A 20,226-nucleotide genomic window follows, 5' to 3' on the forward strand; every position below is an offset into this window, starting at 1 on the left:
ATAGCAAAAGAGCACAGCCATGGCCCTGAGTGACGCAAAGAACGATGTAGATAATGCACTGACCCGCGACGGGTATCGCGGGCATTCCTTTGAGAATGCCTTTTCCGGGGCACTGTCTTTTCTGCGTCGAACCTATAGCAAGGATCTTACGGATGTTGATTTGGCTGTTACAGGCATTCCGTTTGATCAGGCCGTCACAAACCGTCCCGGCACAAGGCTTGGTCCGCGCGCGATCCGGGAGGCCAGCACGTTGCAACCTTGCGATCCACCATATGGGTGGGACATCGATCCGTTGACGGAATTCAATATCTGCGATTACGGCGATCTTGCGTTTGATTACGCGAATACATCAAGCTTTCCACAGGCTGTGACGGATCATATCGCAGGCATACTGGATATGGGCGCCGGAGCACTGGTTCTGGGTGGGGACCATTATATCTCGTTCCCGATCCTGCGCGCTTATGCTGCAAAATTCGGCCCGCTCAGTTTGTTGCAATTCGATGCACATTCCGACACATGGGCCGATGATGATATGACACGGATTGATCATGGCACCATGTTTTATAAAGCTGTGAAAGAGGGATTGATTGTCCCGGAACGCTCGGTTCAGGTTGGGATCAGAACGACGAACGCGGACACGATGGGCGTAAACATCATTGACGCGCGCGAGGTGCATGAGATCGGGCCCGCAAAAACCGTTGCAAAGATCAAAGCTATCCTCGGCGACAATAAAACCTACCTGAGTTTTGATATTGACTGCCTTGATCCGGCTTTTGCCCCCGGCACTGGTACGCCTGTTTGGGGTGGGCTTAGCAGCGCACAGGCAGCACATATTCTGCGTGATCTGGTCGGGATCGATCTGGTTGGTGGTGATGTCGTCGAAGTCTCGCCTCCTTATGACACAACCGGTACAACAGCGGTGGCCGGGGCCCATGTAGCGACCGAAATTATGTGTCTCTATTGCTGGAATAAAAGGCAAAAATCCAAAGGCTGAGCCCGTCACAGTTCGGTCATATATATCCGATATTTTAAACTCGTTTTTATCATAAGATACGCCGATGAAGCACACCACCCAAGAGATCAGTTATGCCCATTCCGCCAAGTCCAAAGGTGGTCGCGCGATGATCCGCGTTCTGGAAAATGCCACGGGCCGCATTCAATTGATCAGGCGTGCCAAAGGCTATGAACATGAGGTCGCAGCCGGAGGCAATTTCTGGGATGTGATGGCTAACCGGTATGGGCTTAGCCTGGATGTCGTCGGTGGATCGCTGAATAATATTCCTGAATCAGGCCCGCTTCTAACCATCTCGAACCATCCATATGGTATTCTTGACGGGTTGATGCTGGGCCATATTCTTAGCCGGACCCGTGCGGATTTCCGCATTTTGGCTCATAAGGTGTTTCGCAAGGCAGAAGATATCAACAAGGTCATCCTGCCGATAAGTTTTGATGAAACGAAGGACGCTATGGCGCAAAACCTTGCTACGCGTAAAGAGGCTTTGCGCTATATGTCCGAAGGCGGCGCAATCGGCATTTTTCCCGGTGGCACGGTTTCGACTGCGTCACATCCCTTTGGCGCAGCGATGGACCCAACCTGGCGCACATTCACGGCAAAGCTTGTCTCCAAATCCAATGCTTGCGTTGTGCCGATCTTCTTTGACGGCGCGAACTCTCGGTTATTCCAATTGGCCAGCCATGCCCATACGACGTTGCGCATGGGGCTATTGATCAATGAGTTTAAACGAAAGGTCGATGATCCCGTGCGGGTTGTGATTGGTAAGCCAATCCCACGGGACCACCTGAAAAAATTCGCCGGTGATCCCAAAGCAATGATGGATTTTCTGCGCGTGGCAACGTATGAGCTTTCCCCAAGGCCCGGGCGGACCCTGGCCTATGGGTATGAGTTCGAGGAAAAGCATCGTTAACCATGGCAGTTGGCATTTTTGACAGCGGGCTGGGCGGTTTGACCGTCTATAGCAAAGTGGCAGAGCGTTTGCCGGACGTGCCGCTTTGTTATTTTGGCGATAACGCCCATGCGCCTTATGGTGTGCGTGATGCTGATGATATTTACGATCTGACCTGCAGAGCGGTGGAACGTCTGTGGGATGCCGGATGTGATTTGGTCATTCTGGCCTGCAACACAGCCTCTGCCGTGGCGTTGCGCCGGATGCAGGAAAGTTGGGTGCCACGGGACAAACGCGTTTTGGGCGTGTTCGTCCCGCTGATCGAGGCAATGACGGAACGGGAATGGGGGGATAACTCTCCTCCGCGGGAAGTGGCCATTAAGAACGTGGCTCTGTTTGCGACCCCTGCCACTGTGGCGTCCCGCGCGTTTCAGCGTGAATTAGCCTTTCGTGCGATTGGCGTCGATGTCGAGGCACAGCCTTGTGGTGGCGTTGTGGATGCCATCGAAGACGGCGATGATATTCTGGCCGAAGCCTTGGTGCGGTCCCATGTCGAGGCGCTGAAGCGCCGTATGCCTCATCCGCAAGCGGCGGTTCTGGGCAGCACGCATTATCCTTTGATGCAGCCAATCTTTCAGGATGCTTTGGGACCAGATGTAAAAGTTTACGGACAGGCCGAACTGGTAGCAGACAGTCTGGCTGATTATTTGGACCGTCATCCTAAGATGATTGGTGCGGGTCAGGATCAGGTGTTTCTGACGACTGGCAACCCAAAACACGTGTCCAGCAAAGCGGTCAAGTTCCTGCGACGAGAGATCAACTTTCAAGCCGCATGATTGCGGCCCTGCGTTGTTTGTCATAACACCTTCTGAAATTTTGATCGGAGTCTCTCATGACCCATAAAATCGCCATCCTAGGCGCATCTGGCTATACAGGCGCAGAGCTTGTCCGCCTGATCGCAACCCATCCGCATCTTGAGATCGCTGCGCTGAGTGCTGAGCGCAAGGCGGGCATGGCTATGGGGCAGGTGTTCCCGCATCTGCGCCATCTGGATTTACCCAAGCTGGTGAAGATCGAAGAAATTGATTTTACCGGCATCGATCTGTGTTTTTGCGCCTTGCCTCATGCGACGTCACAGGCGGTGATCAAGGGGTTGCCCGAGACATTGAAGATCGTTGATCTCAGCGCCGATTTCCGACTGCGTGACCCGGCTGAGTACGAGAAATGGTACGGCAAGCCCCATAGTGCTTTGGATCAACAGGCCGAGGCTGTTTACGGTCTGACGGAATTTTACCGTGATGACATCAAACAGGCCCGTCTTGTGGCGGGCACGGGCTGTAATGCCGCCACGGGGCAATATGGGTTGCGGCCCCTGATTGAAGCGGGGCTGATTGATCTGGACGATATCATAATTGATCTGAAAACCGGGGTATCCGGGGCAGGGCGGTCGCTCAAAGAAAACCTGCTGCATGCGGAGCTATCGGAAGGGGCGCATCCTTATGCCGTCGGTGGCACGCACCGGCATCTGGCCGAGTTTGATCAGGAGTTTTCACGCGTTGCAGGCCGTCCGGTAAAAGTGCAGTTCACCCCGCACCTATTACCGGCCAATCGGGGGATCGTTGCAACGGTATATGTAAAAGGTGATCCCCAAGCCATTCATAACGCTTTAGAAAAAGCTTATGTAGGTGAGCCATTTGTTGTCACGCTGCCATTCGGAGAAGCCCCGTCGACCCGTCATGTCAGGGGGTCAAACTTTGCGCATGTAGGTGTTAGTGCTGATCGTATCGACGGACGTGCAATTGTAGTGGTCGCACTTGATAACCTTACGAAAGGCTCATCTGGGCAGGCGTTGCAAAACGCCAATCTGATGTTAGGTATAGACGAAACGGCAGGCCTGATGTTGGCCCCGGTCTTCCCGTAAGAGGCGTGATATGAAAGGTCTAAAGAAAAAGCGACGCATCCAGATTATTGCTGTGGCTACCGTTGCCCTGACGCTGAGCACGGCGTTGATTGGCTATGCCTTGCGCGACGGTATAAATTTTTTCCGCTCACCGACCCAGGTTGTTGAAACGCCCCCCAGCGAGAGCGAGACATTTCGCATCGGTGGTCTGGTGGAAGAAGGCACGTTAACGACAAATTCCAATAACGAATTCACCTTTTCTGTGACAGATGGCGGAGCCTCAGTGCCGGTGGCTTATACGGGCATTCTGCCTGATCTATTTAAGGAAGGTGAAGGTATGGTTGGGACTGGAAAATACATTAACGGTGTCTTTCAAGCTACTGAAATACTAGCAAAACATGATGAAACATATATGCCGGTAGAGGTCATCGACGCCTTGAAAGAACAGGGCGTCTATCAGGCACCGAACGGTAGTTAAGGCTGATATTAACCACTTTCTGCGCTCTATCAGGCAGTTTTGTCAGGAGGGACGCAGATGCAGACTGTTCAGGAAATAGCCGAAGAGATCGTCCGTCGTGAAGGCGGGTATGTGAATGATGCCGACGATCCCGGTGGGGCTACGAATTATGGTGTGACCATTCACACCATGCGCCGCTTGGGTCTTGATCTGAACCGGGACGGTCGCATTGATACAGCAGACGTCAAAGCACTTAGCCGTGCTCAAGCCGTTCAGATTTTTGTTGACCATTACTATCACGCCCCGCGTATTGATAGTTTGCCACAGCCATTACAAGCCAGCGTGTTCGATATGTATGTGAATGCAGGTTCAAACGCCATCAAGCTGCTGCAACGCCTGTTGCGTGACATGGGGTTTGATCTGTCTGTTGATGGTGCGATTGGTCCACAAACGGCCCGTGTGGCCTATCTGGCGCTGAGTGACGCGCCGGATCATCTGGTGGATGCCTATGGCATTGCGCGGCGCAATTATTACTACGATCTGGCGGATCGCAGGCCCAGTTCGCGCAAATATGCCCGCAGGCGTGATGGTGGCAAAGGGGGATGGATCGCGCGGGCTGAAGAGTTTATCTCGCCTGCCTATCATCTAAGCGCCCATGAGCATCGCCAAAGGGTTGCGTCATGGGGGTGATCGGACGTTTGTTAACTGGCGAGACCGTGTCGTCCCTTGGGCAGACTGTGACCGGTGTGGCCGAGGTTTTTCGCCCCAACGCGACACGTCAGTTGGAACTTGGGCATGATGCCTATGTTGCAGCACTTGCGCAGCATGGGACCGAGTTCACCTATGGGCGACTTGGATGGTTTGATCGGCTGATGAACGGTCTGAACCGGCTGCCCCGGCCCATGCTGGCGCTTGGCACATTGGGTTTGTTCATCTATTCAATGGTTGACCCAAGCCAATTTTCCGTGCGTATGCAAGGGCTTGCTTATGTTCCAGATCCGCTGTGGTGGCTGCTTGGTGCTATCGTCAGCTTTTATTTCGGCGCACGAGAGCTGCATTACCGCCGGGGGCGGGTGCCTGCTGCCCCGCGTATACCGGCGCATGAGCCATATCACAGCGGATATACGAACCCCGCATTGGTTGAGCCACCATCCAACCCTGCATTGGATGACTGGCGTAAAAACCGTCAAGAATAATTGCCAGATAACCTAGGGTATCTCTTTTCTAAACCGTTCTGTTCGTTATTGTGCGGCGGAACGGTTTTTGAACGGAGCGCCCGAAGATGCAATACGAGACCCTTCGACTGACCATCCGCAACCGCATTGCTGTGGTCGAATTTTCCCGCCCCGAGGTGATGAATGCGTTGAACACGCAAATGCGGGCCGAGTTGTTGCACGCGGTCAAGACCGCCGAGGCGGATACCGACGCCCGTGTTTTGGTGATGACCGGAAAAGGCAAGGCGTTTTGCTCGGGGCAGGATCTGGGGGATAAGGCGACCGTTGCAAACACGGATCTCGAACGGACATTGCGCGACGAATATGTCCCTATGCTGATGGCTATCTATGATTGCAAAATTCCAACGATCTCTGCGGTAAACGGGGCTGCTGCCGGGGCGGGGGCCAATCTGGCGCTTGCAGCGGATGTGGTCATAGCCACTGAATCTGCGGTGTTTTTGCAAGCGTTCACGCGTATTGGTCTGATCCCGGATGCGGGTGGCACCTACTATTTACCCCGCCAAATCGGTCTTGCAAAAGCTATGGGGACAGCACTTTTTGCCGAACCCGTGACGGCCAAACAGGCCAGCGATTGGGGCATGATCTGGGAAGCGGTCCCCGATGATAAGTTTGACGCGCATTGGCGTGACCGGGCGGCATATCTGGCCAATGGCCCGACCGAGGCTTATGCACGCGTCAAACAATCCCTGCGGGCCAGTTATGACAATGATCTGGAAAGACAGTTGTTGCTGGAGGCAAAATTGCAAGGTGAATGTGGCAAAACCTTCGATTTCCGTGAAGGTGTGCTGGCTTTTCTTGAAAAACGCGCAGCCAATTACGAAGGGCGTTAACGTCGCCAACCTTCTGCGTAATCGATCCGTGTTGCGCCTGCCAATCGGGCGCTGCGTTCGATAGCCGTATGCAATCTGGCAAGCCGTTCCTTCCCTAATCGCACACCCTGTTCCGGCCAGAAGGCGCGGACCGTCATACATCCCTCGCCACCGGACGCCTTCATATCAATCCGACCAATCAGGCGATCCCGCTCCAGAACCGGGAAAACATAATACCCATAGCGCCGCTTGGCTTCTGGCACGAAAATTTCAATCCGGTAGTGAAAGCCAAATAGCCGTTCCGCCCGCTTACGGTCCCGCAAGGCAGGATCAAATGGTGATAATATTCGCACCCGGCCGGGCGGGGCCGGTGTGTTGCGTGCTGCATCCAACACATCTGGCCGTGCAAAACATTGGCGGGGCTTGCTGCCGTGGCAATCCACCTCGACCTCGATGATGTCGCCTTTACGCAGGGCTTCATCGCACCATTTCTTCGCCTCGGCCGGGGTGATCAGATCCCAAAACGCGGCCAGTTCGCCAGAGGTTGCGAAGCCCAGCCGGTCCAGCGCTTCAGAGCACGCCCAGTCAATCGTGTCTTCCACCGACAGGCGTGGGCTGTGATGTTCTGGCAAAATTACCCGCTCGGTCAGATCATACACTTTGCGAAAGGCATCGCGGCGGGTCACGGACAAAGCCCCCGTGCGCCAGAGATATTCCAACGCCGTTTTGGACGGGTGCCAATCCCACCATCCGCCGCTACTGCGCGGCTCATCCGCGCCGACCTCAGCCGATGAGACCGGACCGTGGTCGGATATTTGCTGTAAGACGGTTTTGAATTTCTGCTCAAACCCGTCGCGGCGCCAGTTTTTCCAACGTGCGCGCAGACGGTCGGCATCGCGGGCAAACCGCAAGCGCCAATGGGGAAAGAACTGCGCGGGGATGATACTGGCATCATGGGTCCAGTGCTCAAACAGGCTGCGGTCCCGTTCCAGCAAATGTGTCAGATGGCGCGCACGATAGCTTGGCCGGCGCGCATGCAGGATCATATGATGCGCGCGGGCCACCGTGTTGATGCTGTCCACCTGCACAAACCCCAATGCCTCAATCACAGCTTGCAGGTCCGCACCTTTGCCCGGCCCCGATGGTGTATCGCCCAATCCGTGACAGGCCAAAAACAGGCGTCTGGCCTCTGCATTCGACAAATGGGCGCGGGCGGGGGGCATCAGATAAAGTCCTTCAAAATCGACTTTGGCGATAATGCGCCGAGCCGCTCTTTTCCGCCACCCGGAATATGATAGATCGGCAAGAGATATGGCTTGGGAGAACCGATATGAATTTGGAACAAACAATTGCACTTGTCAGCGGCGGCGCCTCCGGCCTTGGGGCGGCAAGTGTAAAAGCCATTGTCGCGGCGGGCGGTAAGGCGGTCATTCTTGACCGCGATGCGGATCGGGGCGTGGCATTGGCAGATGATTTGGGCAATGCGGCCAGGTTCGTACAAACCGACGTCACGGACGAGGATTCTGTCAAAGAAGCCGTCGCTCAGGCCCTATCCGCTTTTGGCAGGATCACCGCTGCGGTCAGCTGTGCAGGCATCGCGTTGGCCGCAAAGACCGTCGGTAAGGACGGACCACACCCGCTGGAGATGTTTCAGAAAACCATCGACATCAATCTTGTCGGCAGCTTCAACGTCGCCCGGCTAGCCGCAGAAGCAATGCAAGCCAATGACGTGGATGCAGATGGACAGCGCGGGGTGATCATCAATACCGCCTCTGTTGCTGCATTTGAGGGGCAGAAAGGCCAACCAGCCTATGCAGCCTCAAAAGGCGGTGTCGCGGCGATGACATTACCGATGGCACGCGATTTGGCGGGCCAGGGCATCCGTGTAATGGCCATCGCCCCCGGTCTGTTTCTAACGCCAATGCTGGAAGGCCTGCCGGAAGCAGCGCAGGAAGCTCTGGCAAGCCAGCCTTTATTTCCCAAACGTCTTGGGCGGCCTGAAGAATTTGGCGATATGGTCCGCACAATCATCGCGTCCCCTTATCTCAACGGCTCTGTCATCCGTCTTGATGCGGGTATACGTCTGCCATGAAGGCAGTTGTTGTCGGCGCAGGGATTGGCGGGCTGGCCACAGCGTTGGCCCTTGGCCAAAAGGGCTGGGACGTTACCGTTCTGGAACAGGCCCCCGATGTGGCCGAGGTCGGCGCTGGCATCCAGATCAGTCCGAATGGCTTGCGTGTGCTTGATGCACTTGGCGTTACGCCGGGGATAGAAGAGAGCCTGTTTGAGCCCGAAGCTATCGAAATGCGTCACGGCCTGACCGGGCAGCAGATATTCAATATCCCGATGAAGGGCTATGCCCAATCCCGCTGGGGCGCGCGGTTCATTCAGATACATCGGGCCGATTTGCAAAGCGCTTTGCACCACGCGCTTTACCAGCAGATGGGTAATGTGGTGCGGACCCGTAGCAGGGTCACGGGCTATATGCGCGAAAATGATGGCGCTACGGTCTATCTGGATGGTGGCGAGCGTCTGTTTGCTGATCTTGTTGTCGGTGCAGATGGTATTCATTCGGAAATTCGCACGCATATGCTGGGGCCTGATAAGCCGCGCTTCACGGGCAATGTCGCCTGGCGCATTGTGGTGCCTGTAGACGCACTTGGCGATGATGTTCCCCCGCCAAATGGGTGTATCTGGGCAGGCGCTGGCAAGCATGCGGTGACAACCCGCATTCGGGGCGGATCGCTGGTTAATTTCGTCGGTATTGTCGAGCAAGACGGCTGGACAGAAGAGGGTTGGAAAATCCCCGGCGACAAGGCCGATGCGCTGGCTGAGTTCGGCGATTGGAACCCGGCGTTGCGCCGGATTATCGAGGCCGCGGACCAACCTTACCGCTGGGCATTGCACGACCGACCAGAGCTGCGCACATGGACCGACGGAGCCGTAGCGCTTTTGGGGGATGCGGCGCATCCCATGGTGCCGTCAATGGCCCAAGGGGCGGTACAGGCGCTGGAAGATGCGATGGTTCTTGCGCAAACCGTCAGGCCTGACACGGATATCGCGGCGGGTTTGAGGCGCTATGAAACACTGCGCAAACCCCGTGCCACGGCCATTCAGGCCCGGTCCCTTGCCAATCTGCGCATGTTCCACCGCCTGAGCCGTTTGGCGCAATTGGCTTCTTACGGCCCGATATGGTTGGCCGGAAAACTGTCCCCAACCCTGATCCACGCCCGTCAGGACTGGATTTACGGATTTGATCCGGGTGAGATGGTTTAATAATGTGTTATAAGGTGCTGTACTCAAATGCTTTGAATGGAAAGTAGCTACGCAGTGGAACGTCAGATAAGTCTGATGTTTGCGTTAGAGAATTAACTTGGTTGCGAAAAGAAGTAAGTGCAGCGGATATCCTGAACCAGCTCAAATATACCGACTACTATTGCTCTGTTTTGGAAAGTCTCCACGGGATGAACGGCATAGCGCCAACTTCTTCGTAGCGGCATACTGCATCTTCAGCCTCTTTGTCTGATATGCTAATTGATGCCGCCAGTTTCTTGACAAGTCCCTTATGGGGTTTTGTGGGCGTCAATTGATGGATCATTGTCACGTATCGTATCCGTGCATCGCTTGAGCTGTTGAAAATGCGATAGCTGTCGAGGTCAATCGGTGAATCATGCCTGAGAATTTCCTTGCGGATAAGCATTTCATCATAGCCTATCTTTTCAAGACGATAGGCGTAGTCATAGACGGTTTCAGCAGCAGACAAGGGCCGACGGAACGGCAGCGAGTTCAAATGGCATGATCTGCCTAGGCTCTTCTTTTGGATACAGACAAGTTCTGTCTATCAAACATGAGAGCCAATGCCTTCTTCATCCAAACATCCGCCATTTGCTCAGAATTACTTAGCTTTGGGCCAAGATTTTCTGACTTAAACAGCGCTGTTGGTTTCAGAAAGGCTGAGCCCTTCCAGGTAAGACGCGCAGCCTGTCAGGGCGGCGTAGTCATCCTCCACCACATGCACAGCGAAATTCTGCATAAATCCGGCAAAGCGGCCCTTATCGCGGAAGGCGTCGGTGAAATGCAAAGCCTCGAAATGCGGCGCGAAGGCGCGGGCGACGCCGCCTGCCAGATAGACACCACCAAAGGGCAGATAGATCAGCGACAGGTTGCCTGCCACGGTGCCTAACATGCGCACGAACATGGCCGCAGCCTGTGCGGCGATCGGTTCATCATCAGCGGCGACACGGTCCATGATTTGTGCCGCACTTGCCTCGCTGGGGCTGCCCGCTTCCCGGCAAAGCCAGGCATAGACACGTTCTAACCCGCGACCTGACAGCATATCCTCGACCGCCGGGAAGCCGTGGGCAGTTTCAAAATGACGGATCAGGTGCAGCTCATCTTCGTTGCGCACGGGCAGGTTGGCGTGACCTGCCTCGGCGGGGGGGATGAAGCGACCAATACCTGTCTCATAGACCGGGGCGGCGTTAAAACCTGTGCCGACGCCAATCACCAATTTCGTTGCCGTATCTTCGGCCTCAGCCCCGGCCACCAATTTCCGGACGGAACCTGCGCTTAATGCGCCAATCGCGTGGCCTTGCGCTTGCAGATCATTTAGGATCACTACCCGCTCGGCTTGTGTCGCGCGGGCCAGCGTGGATTCGTCAATTTCCCAATCCAAATTGGTCAGGGTCCCGCGCCCGTCTTTGACAGGGCCTGCAACCGCAACACAGGCCCCGGCGCAATCCACATTGTCATGATCAGCCAGAAACTTGTTCAATACCGTTTCCAACCCCGGAAAGTCAGCATTGCGAAACCGCTTGACCGTCTGGGGCAGCAATGCACAGCGATCCGCCAGCGCAACGCGAGTATTGGTGCCGCCGATATCAGCAACAAGCGTATAGACATCTGCTGCCAAGGTCATCGCGCTAAAGCCTTTACCAGTGCATGATAAGACGCTTTCGGTGTTCTTTCCAATGTCTCGAAATCCACATGGATCAGGCCAAAGCGCTTTTCATACCCCAGAGCCCATTCATAGTTATCAAGTAGCGACCAAAACGTGTACCCTTTCAGCGGAACACCGTCGTCCATGGCCTGTTTTGCAGCAGCGACATGGGTGTTGAGGTAATCGATGCGTTCCTGATCAGGATGGTCGGGCGTGTCCGCATTTGCCATGCCGGACTCCGTTACATAAAGCGGCAAACCCTTTGTATATTCTTCGTGCGTCCATGTCAGGAAATGGTGCAGGCCGTCTGGGTAAATCTCCCAACCCATCTGCGTTTTGGGCAGTGGACCATCGGCTTCTTTGTAGCCGGGCCATGGGCCATCATCCGGCAAGATACGTTTGCAGGTGTAATAATTCAGTCCCAGCCAATCCAATGGCTGTCCTATCAGGCCGAAATCCTTTTCCCAGCCTTTCGGCATATGAGGGGTAAAGCCTTCAATCACATCCGCCGGATATTCACCCTTGAACAATCCGCCAAGGAAAAATCGGTTGTAAACGCCATCGTAAAGCCGCGCCGCTTGCGCGGCTTCTGGTGTGTCATTGGCCGGATGGGCATATTCAAAATTGCAAACGGCCCCAAGGTTATCCATCCCAAGCGCTCGCATCGCCTGAATGGACCTGCCATGGGCGGTCATGACATGATGCATCGCATGGGCTGCGGCGCGAATGTCGCGCAGCCCTGGCGCATGATGGCCCAGAAAATGCGATAGCCAGCCAACGCACCATGGCTCATTTATCGGGGCAACGCTGAACATCCGGTCGCCGATACGGTCCATAATCGCAGTTGTGAACTCGGCAAACCAATGGGCGATATCAGGGTTGCGCCAGCCGCCGAGATCGGCCAGCGGCACGGGTAATTCCCAATGATAGAGCGTGGCCATGGGTTTCAGGTTTCGCGCCAGCATTGCATCGACAAGCCGGTCATAGAAATCCAGACCTTCAGGGTTGGGCGTGCCGCGCCCCTCGGGCAGCACCCGAGCCCATGAAGTCGAGAAACGGTAGGCATCCAGGCCCATTGCGGCGGCAAGGTCCAGATCTTCCTCATATCGATGATAGTGATCACAGGCGATATCGCCATTCTCGGCGCGCACAACATTGCCCGGCGTGGCTGCAAATGTATCCCAGTGGGTCAGGCCAGCCCCCCCAAACGAATGGCCTTCGATCTGATAGCTGGATGTTGCAGCTGAAAACAGAAAATCTTCAGGAAAATCAGAGCGTTTAAAGTTCATTTTTACACCTTCATTGTGCTGTTGCAGGGCCGGTTGACGGGCCGATCACAAGCTCTGCGTCCCACAATTCCTGTTGTGGCGTGTTGGCCGGCTCACTGATTTGCTCAATCAGCATTTCTGCGCAGCGTCGCCCGGCCGCCCTGACAGATGACCGTGTTGCGGTGAAAATCGGCGTGCCAGCGCCGTTCGGCAGGTACGAGATTTCATCATCAAAACAGATCAGGGACACATCGCGTCCCATCACCAGCCCGCGTTCCTCAATCGCGCGCCGGGCCCCAAGGGCAGGCACAATGGAGGACGCAATCAATGCCGTCGCAGGGTTCGGCATGTCCAGCATATCGCAGGCGGCGTGGTATCCATTAGGTTCCGTCATTTCGCCAGATCGCATGAGGGCAGGGTCCGCGGGTATGTCACATGATTCTAAAGCGGATAGATAGCCCAGACGCCTGCGATGAGCGAAATCCATCCGCTCCAACCCGTTGATCAGACCAATACGGTGATGGCCAAAATCCAGCAGATGCTCTGCTGCCTGCCGAAAGGCGTTGCGATTATTCACATCCAGCCAGGCATAGGGCAGTGACGTATCCGTTGATCTGCCATGTACCACAAAGGGGATGCCCAAATCGCTCAGCAGCGCAATTCGCGGGTCATTTAATGTGGGTCCGTGCACGATTACCCCGTCCACAGCACCTTTGCGTGCCAATTCTGCGTAAGCCTTGTCTTCGTTTTCATCGGGCACGACTGACATCAGAATATCATATCCCATGCGGGCATAAACTTCGCCTGCGCCAGCAATGAAATCGGCAAAAACGACATTTACCATCTCATGCTGGGTCGAGAACGGAATAACATGACCAATTGCCATGGAACGACCCGTCGCTAATCCTTGTGCCCGGGTGTTGGGACGGTATTGATATTGCGCAGCCGCCGCGACGACCCGTTTGCGTGTGGTTTCGCTGACCTCCGGGTATCCGTTCAGCGCGCGGCTAACGGTTGTTTGAGAAAGCCCAAGCTTATCAGAGAGTTGTCGAAGGTTCATAATAAAATATGTGGCCCAAAGCGCTTTGAGATCTCGCCTGATCATTACGGCGCAAACACGCTTCCGTCAAGGTCTTCTTATGGATAACAAGCCAAACTTCGCGTGAATGGTTCTGTCGCCAAAGCCTGATTGACACCTTTGTCGGGTTGCGTCACGGTCTTGATATCCAAAGCGCTTTGGGCGTGATTCTTCAAAGTGCGCTCGGACAGGACAGAGGGCAGATAAACTGCCCGCATTGGGAGGTTATTATGAAAATACGTTTTTACGCTGGCGCTGCCGCGTTAGCGCTTGTGGCGGGAACCGCTTATGCGGATGGCCACATGAAATTCGCGCCCGGTGATGGGGCTTTTACGTGGGACAGCTTCGAAAGTTTCAAGGGGCAGGATTTCAGCGGAGAGACGATAACAATTGCGGGCCCATGGACCGCAGAGGACCGCGACCTTGTAGAAAGTGTCATCGCTTATTTTGAAGAGGCAACCGGCGCGAATGTCGAATATAACGGTTCTGACAGCTTTGAGCAGCAGATCGTGATCGATACGGAAGCAGGCTCACCTCCGAATATCGCTATTTTCCCACAGCCGGGTCTGGCTGCTGATCTGGCTGCCAAAGGGTTCCTGTCACCTCTTGGGGAAGAAACGGCAACATGGGTGCGCGACAATTATGCTGCCGGTCAAAGCTGGGTCGATCTTGGCACATATGCTGGCAAAGAAGGCGCGGATGAGCTGTATGGCTTCTTTTATAAGGTCGATGTGAAATCACTGGTCTGGTATTCCCCCGAAAACTTTGAAGATTTCGGTTATGAAGTTCCCGAAAGCATGGAAGATCTCAAGGCTCTGACTGATCAGATCGTTGCGGATGCTGGCACGCCATGGTGCATTGGTCTGGGATCAGGTGGCGCGACAGGATGGCCTGCGACCGATTGGGTCGAAGATATGATGCTGCGCACGGCAAGCCCTGAAGACTATGACGCGTGGGTGTCCAATGAGATGCCGTTTGATGATCCGAAAGTCATCGCTGCGATTGAGGAATTCGGCAGCTTTGCCCGCAACGACGATTATGTGGCTGGCGGGGCAGGGGCTGTGGCTTCAACCGATTTCCGCGACAGCCCTAAAGGTTTGTTCAGCTCTCCTCCGCAATGCTACATGCACCGTCAGGCGTCGTTCATTCCGTCCTTCTTTCCTGAAGGAACCAGCGTTGGCGAGGACGTGGATTTCTTCTACTTCCCAAGCTATGCAGAGAAAGACCTAGGCAAGCCCGTGCTGGGTGCCGGGACGTTGTTCTCGATCACGAAAGACAGCCCTGCCACCCGCGCCTTTATGGAGTTTCTGAAGACCCCGATCGCCCATGAGGTCTGGATGGCGCAAAAAGGCTTCCTGACCCCGCATAAGGGCGTCAATGTTGAGGTCTTCACTGATCCGACTGTTGCCAAGATGAATGATATTCTGCTGAACGCGGATACGTTCCGTTTTGATGGCTCTGACCTGATGCCTGGTGCTGTTGGGGCAGGTGTCTTCTGGACCGGCATGGTGGACTACGCTGGTGGTAAGGACGCCGGTGAGGTCGCGAAGTCGATCCAGGAAACCTGGGACTCGATCAAGTAAACCTTCGGTTTGATTGGAAAAGCTATCCGGCAATGGTATGGTTGCCGGATAGAGGTTTTGGGCAGCGTGTAGGGTGCTGACAAAACAGGGAGGGTCAAGGATGCAGCAGGTTCTGTTCGCCTCGGTCACTATTATTGTCGGTGTCTTCGGGTGTGTCGCGTATTTTTATTTTTCCAACATTATTCTGGATCGTATCTTTCCGGCGCGCGGGGTGAATGCGGCGCATAATATCAATCGTGCCAATCTGATCCGCCCTTGGCTGTTTCTGGGGCCGGCTATCCTGCTTTTGGGAACGTATCTGGTCTACCCGGTTATCCGCTCGCTGATCTTCTCGCTCTCCAACGCAAGCGGGGCAGAATGGGTGGGCGTGGACAACTATGTCTGGCTGATCAAAGACGCGAAATTTGCGGAATCCATGGGTAACAATATGTTGTGGTTGGTTGTCGTGCCAACGCTTGCGACCTTTTTCGGCCTGCTGGCCGCGGCCCTGACTGACAAGATCAAATGGGGCAATCTGGCGAAATCGATGATCTTCATGCCGATGGCAATTTCCTTTGTCGGCGCGGCCGTGATCTGGAAATTCATCTATGAATACCGCGGCGAAGGGCAGGAACAGATCGGGCTTCTGAACGCGCTGGTGATGTTTTTCGGGGGCGATCCGCAGGCGTGGATCACAGTGCCCTTCTGGAACAACTTCTTTCTGATGATCATCTTGGTCTGGATTCAAACGGGTTTTGCCATGGTGATCCTGTCCGCCGCCCTGCGTGGTATCCCTGAAGAAACAATCGAGGCCGCCATTCTGGATGGCGCCAGCCCATTGCAGATTTTCTGGAGGATAAAAGTGCCGCAGATTTGGGGAACCATTGCGGTAGTTTGGACGACGATCACCATTCTTGTGCTCAAAGTGTTCGACATCGTCTTTGCAATGACCAACGGGCAATGGGGCACGCAGGTGCTGGCCAATCTGATGTATGACTGGATGTTCCGTGGCTCCCCCGATTTTGGACGTGGCTCTGCAATTGCAATGGTGATCATGTTGCTGGTCACGCCAATCATGGTGTGGAACATCATCAACGCCAGACGGGAGATGCGCTGATATGGATAACATCGTCGGTGTCAAATCCCGCCTGACCTGGGCTGTTAATATTTCGGTATTCTTGCTTGTGGTGTTGTGGACCATTCCCACATTCGGGCTTTTGGTGTCCTCTTTCCGGGATGCCGATCAGTTGGTCAATTCCGGCTGGTGGTCCTCGCTATCCTCATCGGAACAGAATATCGTTATTCGCGCGGGCCTTGCCACTCAGGCCGAGCAGGACGGCAATTTCGTTTTGTCCGGTAACGTGTTTGATGGCGCAGAGGGTATGGTGATTGCCTTTGGCACAACATCGCGCGCGCCCACAGCCTACAGCCCCGGCGAAACCGGTGAAATGCCCAAAGGCGCGACATTGACCGTGTCCGAGACCGGGGATTATCTGATCACCGCTCCGCAAGCCTATGAGGGATCGCGCGGTCCGCGGTTCTTTGTCACGACGGTCGAAGCCCCGAAATTCACGGCAGATAATTACGACACAGTGGTCAATTCCGAAGGGATAGGGCGGGCGTTCCTCAATACATTTACTGTGACTATTCCGGCCACGATCATTCCAATCCTGATCGCAGCCTTTGCGGCTTATGCCTTGGCATGGATGGAATTTCCGGGGCGCGCATTGCTGATTGCAGCCATTGTCGGGCTGCTGGTGGTTCCGCTACAGCTGTCACTTATTCCGCTTCTGAAGCTGCACAACACGCTTGGGATCGGGAAAGGGTATCTGGGCATCTGGCTCGCCCATACGGGTTTCGGTCTGCCTTTGGCGATATATCTCTTGCGAAATTACATGGTTGGCCTGCCACGCGAAATTATTGAATCCGCCAAGGTTGATGGTGCCACGGATTTTGAGATTTTCCGCAAGATCATCTTGCCATTGTCTTTCCCTGCGCTGGCTTCTTTCGCGATATTTCAGTTCCTGTGGACCTGGAATGACCTTCTGGTGGCCAAGGTGTTTTTAGGCACAGGCGATGATGAGAAAGTCATGACCGGTCAGATTGTCGAGCTTCTGGGATCGCGCGGCGGCAATTGGGAAATTCTGACGGCGGCGGCCTTCGTGTCGATGGCGGTGCCGCTGATCGTCTTCTTCGCAATGCAGAAATATCTGGTGCGCGGCCTGCTGGCCGGCTCGGTCAAGGGTGGGTAGATGACGAAACATGAAACGATAAGCGCTGTGTCTGCTGACGCGGATTGGTGGCGCGGTGCGGTGATCTATCAGATCTATCCTCGCAGCTATCAAGACAGCAATGGCGACGGGATCGGGGATCTTCTGGGTATCGTAGAGCGGCTTCCCTATATCGCATCGCTGGGTGTGGATGCGATCTGGATTTCGCCGTTCTTTACATCGCCGATGAAGGATTTCGGCTACGATGTCAGCGATTATTGCGATGTCGATCCGATGTTCGGTGCGCTGGCGGATTTTGATGCTTTGATCGAAAAGGCCCATCAATTGGGCTTACGGGTAATGATCGATCTGGTGATCAGCCACAGCTCGGACCAGCATCCTTGGTTTGCTGAAAGCCGCATGGACCGGGAAAACCCCAAGGCGGATTGGTATGTCTGGGCTGATCCTAAGCCAGATGGGACGCCACCGAACAATTGGCTGTCGATCTTTGGTGGCCCCGCATGGCACTGGGATGCGCGGCGCGAGCAACTATTACCTGCACAATTTCCTTGCCTCGCAACCGGACCTGAATTTTCACAACCCGCAGGTGCAGGACGCGTTGCTGGATGTCACGCGGTTCTGGCTGGACAGGGGCGTGGATGGGTTTCGGCGATACGATCAACTTCTACTTCGCGGATAAAGACCTGCGCGATAACCCGGCATTGCCACCTGAAAAGCGTAACGCAACCATTGCGCCATCGGTGAATCCCTATAACCATCAGGAACATCTCTATTCCAAAAACCAGCCCGAAAACCTTGAGTTCCTGAAACGCTATCGCGCGCTTCTGGATGAATACCCCGGCACCGCCGCCGTGGGCGAGGTTGGTGATGCGCAGCGCGGGCTAGAGATTTTGGGGGAATACACTTCAGGCAAAACCGGCGTGCATATGTGTTACGCTTTTGAATTTCTGGCAAAAGACCCGCTGACTGCCGGGCGTATAGCAGAAGTGATGGCGCGTCTGGACGCCTACGCCCCGGATGGGTGGGCGTGTTGGGCATTCTCGAACCATGATGTGATGCGCCATGCGACCCGTTGGAAGCTGACCCCTGAGGCGCAGCGGCTTTATATCACGATGATGATCGCGCTGCGCGGCTCGCTCTGCTTGTATCAAGGCGAAGAGCTTGGCCTGTCCGAAGCTGATGTCGCCTTCGAAGACCTGCAAGACCCTTACGGCATTGAGTTCTGGCCAGAATTCAAAGGCCGCGACGGATGCCGCACGCCCATGGTGTGGGAGCCATCGAACCAGAATGGCGGATTTACATCGGGCACCCCATGGTTGCCGGTCAGCCATGACCACCTCAATCATTCTGTCGCCGCACAAGAAGACGACCCGGAGGCGCTGCTGCACCATTATCGCCGTGCTTTGGTGTTTCGGCGCAAACACCCGGCGTTGATCAAAGGCGCGCACCGGGATATGGCGGCACAGGGTGATGTTTTACATTTCATCCGCGATATGGATGATCAGGTAATCTTCTGCGCATTTAATCTGAGCGAAACGCCCTCGATACTGGCTATGCCAGCGGGTGTGTGGCAGGTCATTGGAGGCGAGCTTGGATCAGTGAAACCAACGGCGGATGGTCAACTGCATCTTGGTCCGTGGCAGCCGTGTTTTGCGTTGAAGACAGGATAAGGGGCGGGGGAATGGCAGATCTGAAGCTAACAAATGTGGGGAAAACTTACGGGGGCAGTGTCGAGGTTCTGAAAGACATCAACCTCGAAATAAAAACGGGTGAGTTGATCGTATTCGTTGGCCCATCCGGCTGCGGTAAATCTACGCTTCTGAGAATGATTGCCGGGCTGGAAAAGATCACGGCCGGGGCCCTGACGATCGATGATGAGCCGATGAACGATGTCCCGCCCGCGCAGCGCGGCATTGCGATGGTTTTTCAGAGCTATGCGCTTTACCCGCATATGACTGTACGCGACAACATGGCCTTTGCCTTGCAGATTGCCAAGAAGTCGAAGGAAGAGATCAATGCCGCCGTCGAAAACGCCGCCAAGGTTTTGCAACTGACCGATTATCTTGACCGGCTGCCCAAGGCTTTGTCCGGTGGGCAGCGCCAGCGTGTTGCCATTGGCCGCGCAATTGTGCGGGACCCGAAGGTCTATCTTTTTGATGAGCCGCTTTCCAACCTCGACGCAGCTTTGCGGGTGGCTACGCGGATCGAGATCGCACAGCTGAAAGAGGCGATGCCGAATAGTACGATGATCTATGTGACCCATGATCAGGTCGAGGCGATGACGCTGGCCTCACGTATTGTGGTGTTGGCGAACAAAGGCATCGCGCAGGTTGGCACACCCTTGCAGCTATACGAGATGCCACAGAATGAATTTGTCGCGCAATTTATCGGATCGCCTGCCATGAACCTGCTACCGGGGGAAATCAAGCTGACGGGTGATGTGACTGAGGTAGAGCTGGATGATGGCTCGGGTTGGATTCAGTCAAACGTGTCAACGCTCGATTCGGACCGTGGCCGCAGGATCAATGTTGGTATCCGCCCCGAAGATATGCACATGACGGTCGAGCCGGATTATGCGTTCTCTGGAACGGTTGAAATCAAGGAAGCTTTGGGCGAAGTGACCCAGATCTATTTCAAGCGCGCGAGACCCGGCGCTGATCAAGTCATTGCAAAGCTACCGGGCATTCATAATGATGTGCGCGGGAAGAACCTGCACATGACGGCCAATCCCTCAAAGGTACATCTGTTTGCCGACGGACAATCGCTTCTCTACCGCTGACGGTGTAAATGCATATGGCACTGTTAGCGCTAACATGTTAAGGTAGAGCCAGCTCTACTACGGA

Annotated in this window: 19 protein-coding genes and 1 pseudogene; 15 read left to right on the plus strand and 5 right to left on the minus strand. The window is 55.0% G+C overall.

Going from position 1 to position 20,226, the window contains the following annotated elements; all coding sequences use genetic code 11:
* Positions 1–19 precede the first annotated feature (19 nt).
* The 8 genes from speB to ACZ1HF_RS03590 all read left to right on the plus strand — a co-directional run bounded on the left by speB (position 20) and on the right by ACZ1HF_RS03590 (position 6,326).
* Positions 20–994 carry an agmatinase gene (speB, locus tag ACZ1HF_RS03555; protein WP_472656207.1) on the plus strand — a complete coding sequence of 325 codons (975 nt, stop codon included), beginning with the start codon at positions 20–22 and terminating at the stop codon, positions 992–994.
* 64 nt (positions 995–1,058) lie between these two features.
* Positions 1,059–1,925, plus strand: a complete 867-nt coding sequence (locus ACZ1HF_RS03560) for a lysophospholipid acyltransferase family protein (protein WP_472656208.1) — start codon at positions 1,059–1,061, stop codon at positions 1,923–1,925.
* A gap of 2 nt (positions 1,926–1,927) precedes the next feature.
* Positions 1,928–2,740: a glutamate racemase gene (locus ACZ1HF_RS03565; RefSeq protein ID WP_472656209.1), complete on the plus strand. Its 813-nt coding sequence runs from the start codon at positions 1,928–1,930 to the stop codon at positions 2,738–2,740.
* 56 nt (positions 2,741–2,796) lie between these two features.
* Positions 2,797–3,825 (plus strand): N-acetyl-gamma-glutamyl-phosphate reductase, encoded by a 1,029-nt coding sequence (argC, locus tag ACZ1HF_RS03570; RefSeq protein ID WP_472656210.1) that lies wholly within the window; start codon positions 2,797–2,799, stop codon positions 3,823–3,825.
* A 10-nt stretch (positions 3,826–3,835) separates the two neighbouring features.
* The gene (ccmE, locus tag ACZ1HF_RS03575) at positions 3,836–4,282 is read left to right on the plus strand and encodes a cytochrome c maturation protein CcmE (RefSeq protein WP_472656211.1); all 447 of its coding nucleotides are present in this window, start codon (positions 3,836–3,838) and stop codon (positions 4,280–4,282) included.
* A gap of 57 nt (positions 4,283–4,339) precedes the next feature.
* Entirely contained in the window at positions 4,340–4,951 is a 612-nt protein-coding gene (locus ACZ1HF_RS03580) for a holin-associated N-acetylmuramidase (RefSeq protein WP_472656212.1), read from the plus strand.
* On the plus strand, positions 4,942–5,457 hold the full coding sequence (locus ACZ1HF_RS03585; protein WP_472656213.1) for a holin family protein: 516 nt from the start codon (positions 4,942–4,944) through the stop codon (positions 5,455–5,457). The genes ACZ1HF_RS03580 and ACZ1HF_RS03585 overlap by 10 nt, the downstream gene beginning before the upstream one ends.
* An 86-nt stretch (positions 5,458–5,543) precedes the next feature.
* Positions 5,544–6,326, plus strand: a complete 783-nt coding sequence (locus tag ACZ1HF_RS03590; RefSeq protein ID WP_472656214.1) for an enoyl-CoA hydratase-related protein — start codon at positions 5,544–5,546, stop codon at positions 6,324–6,326.
* Here ACZ1HF_RS03590 and ACZ1HF_RS03595 read toward each other — a convergent pair.
* Entirely contained in the window at positions 6,323–7,528 is a 1,206-nt protein-coding gene (locus tag ACZ1HF_RS03595; protein WP_472656215.1) for a winged helix-turn-helix domain-containing protein, read from the minus strand. The genes ACZ1HF_RS03590 and ACZ1HF_RS03595 overlap by 4 nt on opposite strands.
* 107 nt (positions 7,529–7,635) lie before the next feature.
* Here ACZ1HF_RS03595 and ACZ1HF_RS03600 point away from each other — a divergent pair, with 107 nt between their 5' ends.
* On the plus strand, positions 7,636–8,397 hold the full coding sequence (locus tag ACZ1HF_RS03600; protein ID WP_472656216.1) for an SDR family NAD(P)-dependent oxidoreductase: 762 nt from the start codon (positions 7,636–7,638) through the stop codon (positions 8,395–8,397).
* Positions 8,394–9,581, plus strand: a complete 1,188-nt coding sequence (locus tag ACZ1HF_RS03605) for an FAD-dependent oxidoreductase (protein ID WP_472656217.1) — start codon at positions 8,394–8,396, stop codon at positions 9,579–9,581. The genes ACZ1HF_RS03600 and ACZ1HF_RS03605 overlap by 4 nt, the downstream gene beginning before the upstream one ends.
* Positions 9,582–9,738: 157 nt before the next feature.
* On the opposite strand, the gene ACZ1HF_RS03610 is transcribed toward ACZ1HF_RS03605, so the two are convergent.
* From ACZ1HF_RS03610 to ACZ1HF_RS03625, 4 genes are all read right to left on the minus strand, one after another.
* Positions 9,739–10,095: a hypothetical protein gene (locus ACZ1HF_RS03610; RefSeq protein ID WP_472656218.1), complete on the minus strand. Its 357-nt coding sequence runs from the start codon at positions 10,093–10,095 to the stop codon at positions 9,739–9,741.
* Between the two features lie 135 nt (positions 10,096–10,230).
* A complete protein-coding gene (locus ACZ1HF_RS03615) occupies positions 10,231–11,223 on the minus strand; it encodes a glucokinase (protein WP_472656219.1) in 993 nt (330 codons plus the stop codon).
* Positions 11,220–12,533 carry a GH1 family beta-glucosidase gene (locus tag ACZ1HF_RS03620; RefSeq protein ID WP_472656220.1) on the minus strand — a complete coding sequence of 438 codons (1,314 nt, stop codon included), beginning with the start codon at positions 12,531–12,533 and terminating at the stop codon, positions 11,220–11,222. Before ACZ1HF_RS03620 ends, ACZ1HF_RS03615 begins: the two co-directional genes overlap by 4 nt.
* A gap of 10 nt (positions 12,534–12,543) precedes the next feature.
* On the minus strand, positions 12,544–13,572 hold the full coding sequence (locus ACZ1HF_RS03625; RefSeq protein ID WP_472656221.1) for a substrate-binding domain-containing protein: 1,029 nt from the start codon (positions 13,570–13,572) through the stop codon (positions 12,544–12,546).
* A gap of 248 nt (positions 13,573–13,820) precedes the next feature.
* Between ACZ1HF_RS03625 and ACZ1HF_RS03630 the strand changes: the two genes are divergently transcribed.
* From ACZ1HF_RS03630 to ACZ1HF_RS03650, 5 genes and pseudogenes are all read left to right on the plus strand, one after another.
* Positions 13,821–15,173, plus strand: a complete 1,353-nt coding sequence (locus ACZ1HF_RS03630) for an ABC transporter substrate-binding protein (RefSeq protein WP_472656222.1) — start codon at positions 13,821–13,823, stop codon at positions 15,171–15,173.
* A gap of 100 nt (positions 15,174–15,273) precedes the next feature.
* The gene (locus ACZ1HF_RS03635) at positions 15,274–16,269 is read left to right on the plus strand and encodes a carbohydrate ABC transporter permease (protein ID WP_472656223.1); all 996 of its coding nucleotides are present in this window, start codon (positions 15,274–15,276) and stop codon (positions 16,267–16,269) included.
* A gap of 1 nt (position 16,270) precedes the next feature.
* Positions 16,271–17,404 (plus strand): carbohydrate ABC transporter permease, encoded by a 1,134-nt coding sequence (locus ACZ1HF_RS03640; protein ID WP_472656224.1) that lies wholly within the window; start codon positions 16,271–16,273, stop codon positions 17,402–17,404.
* Positions 17,405–19,053: pseudogene (gene bglA / locus ACZ1HF_RS03645) on the plus strand (beta-galactosidase BglA).
* An 11-nt stretch (positions 19,054–19,064) separates the two neighbouring features.
* Complete coding sequence (locus ACZ1HF_RS03650; protein ID WP_472656225.1) at positions 19,065–20,162, plus strand: ABC transporter ATP-binding protein; 1,098 nt, start codon at positions 19,065–19,067, stop codon at positions 20,160–20,162.
* Positions 20,163–20,226: the final 64 nt, after the last annotated feature.

The sequence above is a fragment of the Litoreibacter sp. GN1-5 genome (assembly GCF_055693805.1).

Bases quoted from the DNA above. Each gene is read 5' to 3' on its own strand.
- ACZ1HF_RS03640 (WP_472656224.1), top strand. From the start codon at position 16,271: ATGGATAACATCGTCGGTGTCAAATCCCGCCTGACCTGGGCTGTTAAT.
- ACZ1HF_RS03630 (WP_472656222.1), top strand. From the start codon at position 13,821: ATGAAAATACGTTTTTACGCTGGCGCTGCCGCGTTAGCGCTTGTGGCG.
- ACZ1HF_RS03595 (WP_472656215.1), bottom strand. From the start codon at position 7,528: ATGCCCCCCGCCCGCGCCCATTTGTCGAATGCAGAGGCCAGACGCCTG.
- ACZ1HF_RS03620 (WP_472656220.1), bottom strand. From the start codon at position 12,533: ATGAACTTTAAACGCTCTGATTTTCCTGAAGATTTTCTGTTTTCAGCT.
- ACZ1HF_RS03565 (WP_472656209.1), top strand. From the start codon at position 1,928: ATGGCAGTTGGCATTTTTGACAGCGGGCTGGGCGGTTTGACCGTCTAT.
- speB (WP_472656207.1), top strand. From the start codon at position 20: ATGGCCCTGAGTGACGCAAAGAACGATGTAGATAATGCACTGACCCGC.
- argC (WP_472656210.1), top strand. From the start codon at position 2,797: ATGACCCATAAAATCGCCATCCTAGGCGCATCTGGCTATACAGGCGCA.
- ACZ1HF_RS03605 (WP_472656217.1), top strand. From the start codon at position 8,394: ATGAAGGCAGTTGTTGTCGGCGCAGGGATTGGCGGGCTGGCCACAGCG.
- ACZ1HF_RS03615 (WP_472656219.1), bottom strand. From the start codon at position 11,223: ATGACCTTGGCAGCAGATGTCTATACGCTTGTTGCTGATATCGGCGGC.
- ACZ1HF_RS03585 (WP_472656213.1), top strand. From the start codon at position 4,942: ATGGGGGTGATCGGACGTTTGTTAACTGGCGAGACCGTGTCGTCCCTT.
- ACZ1HF_RS03600 (WP_472656216.1), top strand. From the start codon at position 7,636: ATGAATTTGGAACAAACAATTGCACTTGTCAGCGGCGGCGCCTCCGGC.
- ACZ1HF_RS03560 (WP_472656208.1), top strand. From the start codon at position 1,059: ATGAAGCACACCACCCAAGAGATCAGTTATGCCCATTCCGCCAAGTCC.
- ccmE (WP_472656211.1), top strand. From the start codon at position 3,836: ATGAAAGGTCTAAAGAAAAAGCGACGCATCCAGATTATTGCTGTGGCT.
- ACZ1HF_RS03590 (WP_472656214.1), top strand. From the start codon at position 5,544: ATGCAATACGAGACCCTTCGACTGACCATCCGCAACCGCATTGCTGTG.
- ACZ1HF_RS03625 (WP_472656221.1), bottom strand. From the start codon at position 13,572: ATGAACCTTCGACAACTCTCTGATAAGCTTGGGCTTTCTCAAACAACC.
- ACZ1HF_RS03650 (WP_472656225.1), top strand. From the start codon at position 19,065: ATGGCAGATCTGAAGCTAACAAATGTGGGGAAAACTTACGGGGGCAGT.
- ACZ1HF_RS03635 (WP_472656223.1), top strand. From the start codon at position 15,274: ATGCAGCAGGTTCTGTTCGCCTCGGTCACTATTATTGTCGGTGTCTTC.
- ACZ1HF_RS03580 (WP_472656212.1), top strand. From the start codon at position 4,340: ATGCAGACTGTTCAGGAAATAGCCGAAGAGATCGTCCGTCGTGAAGGC.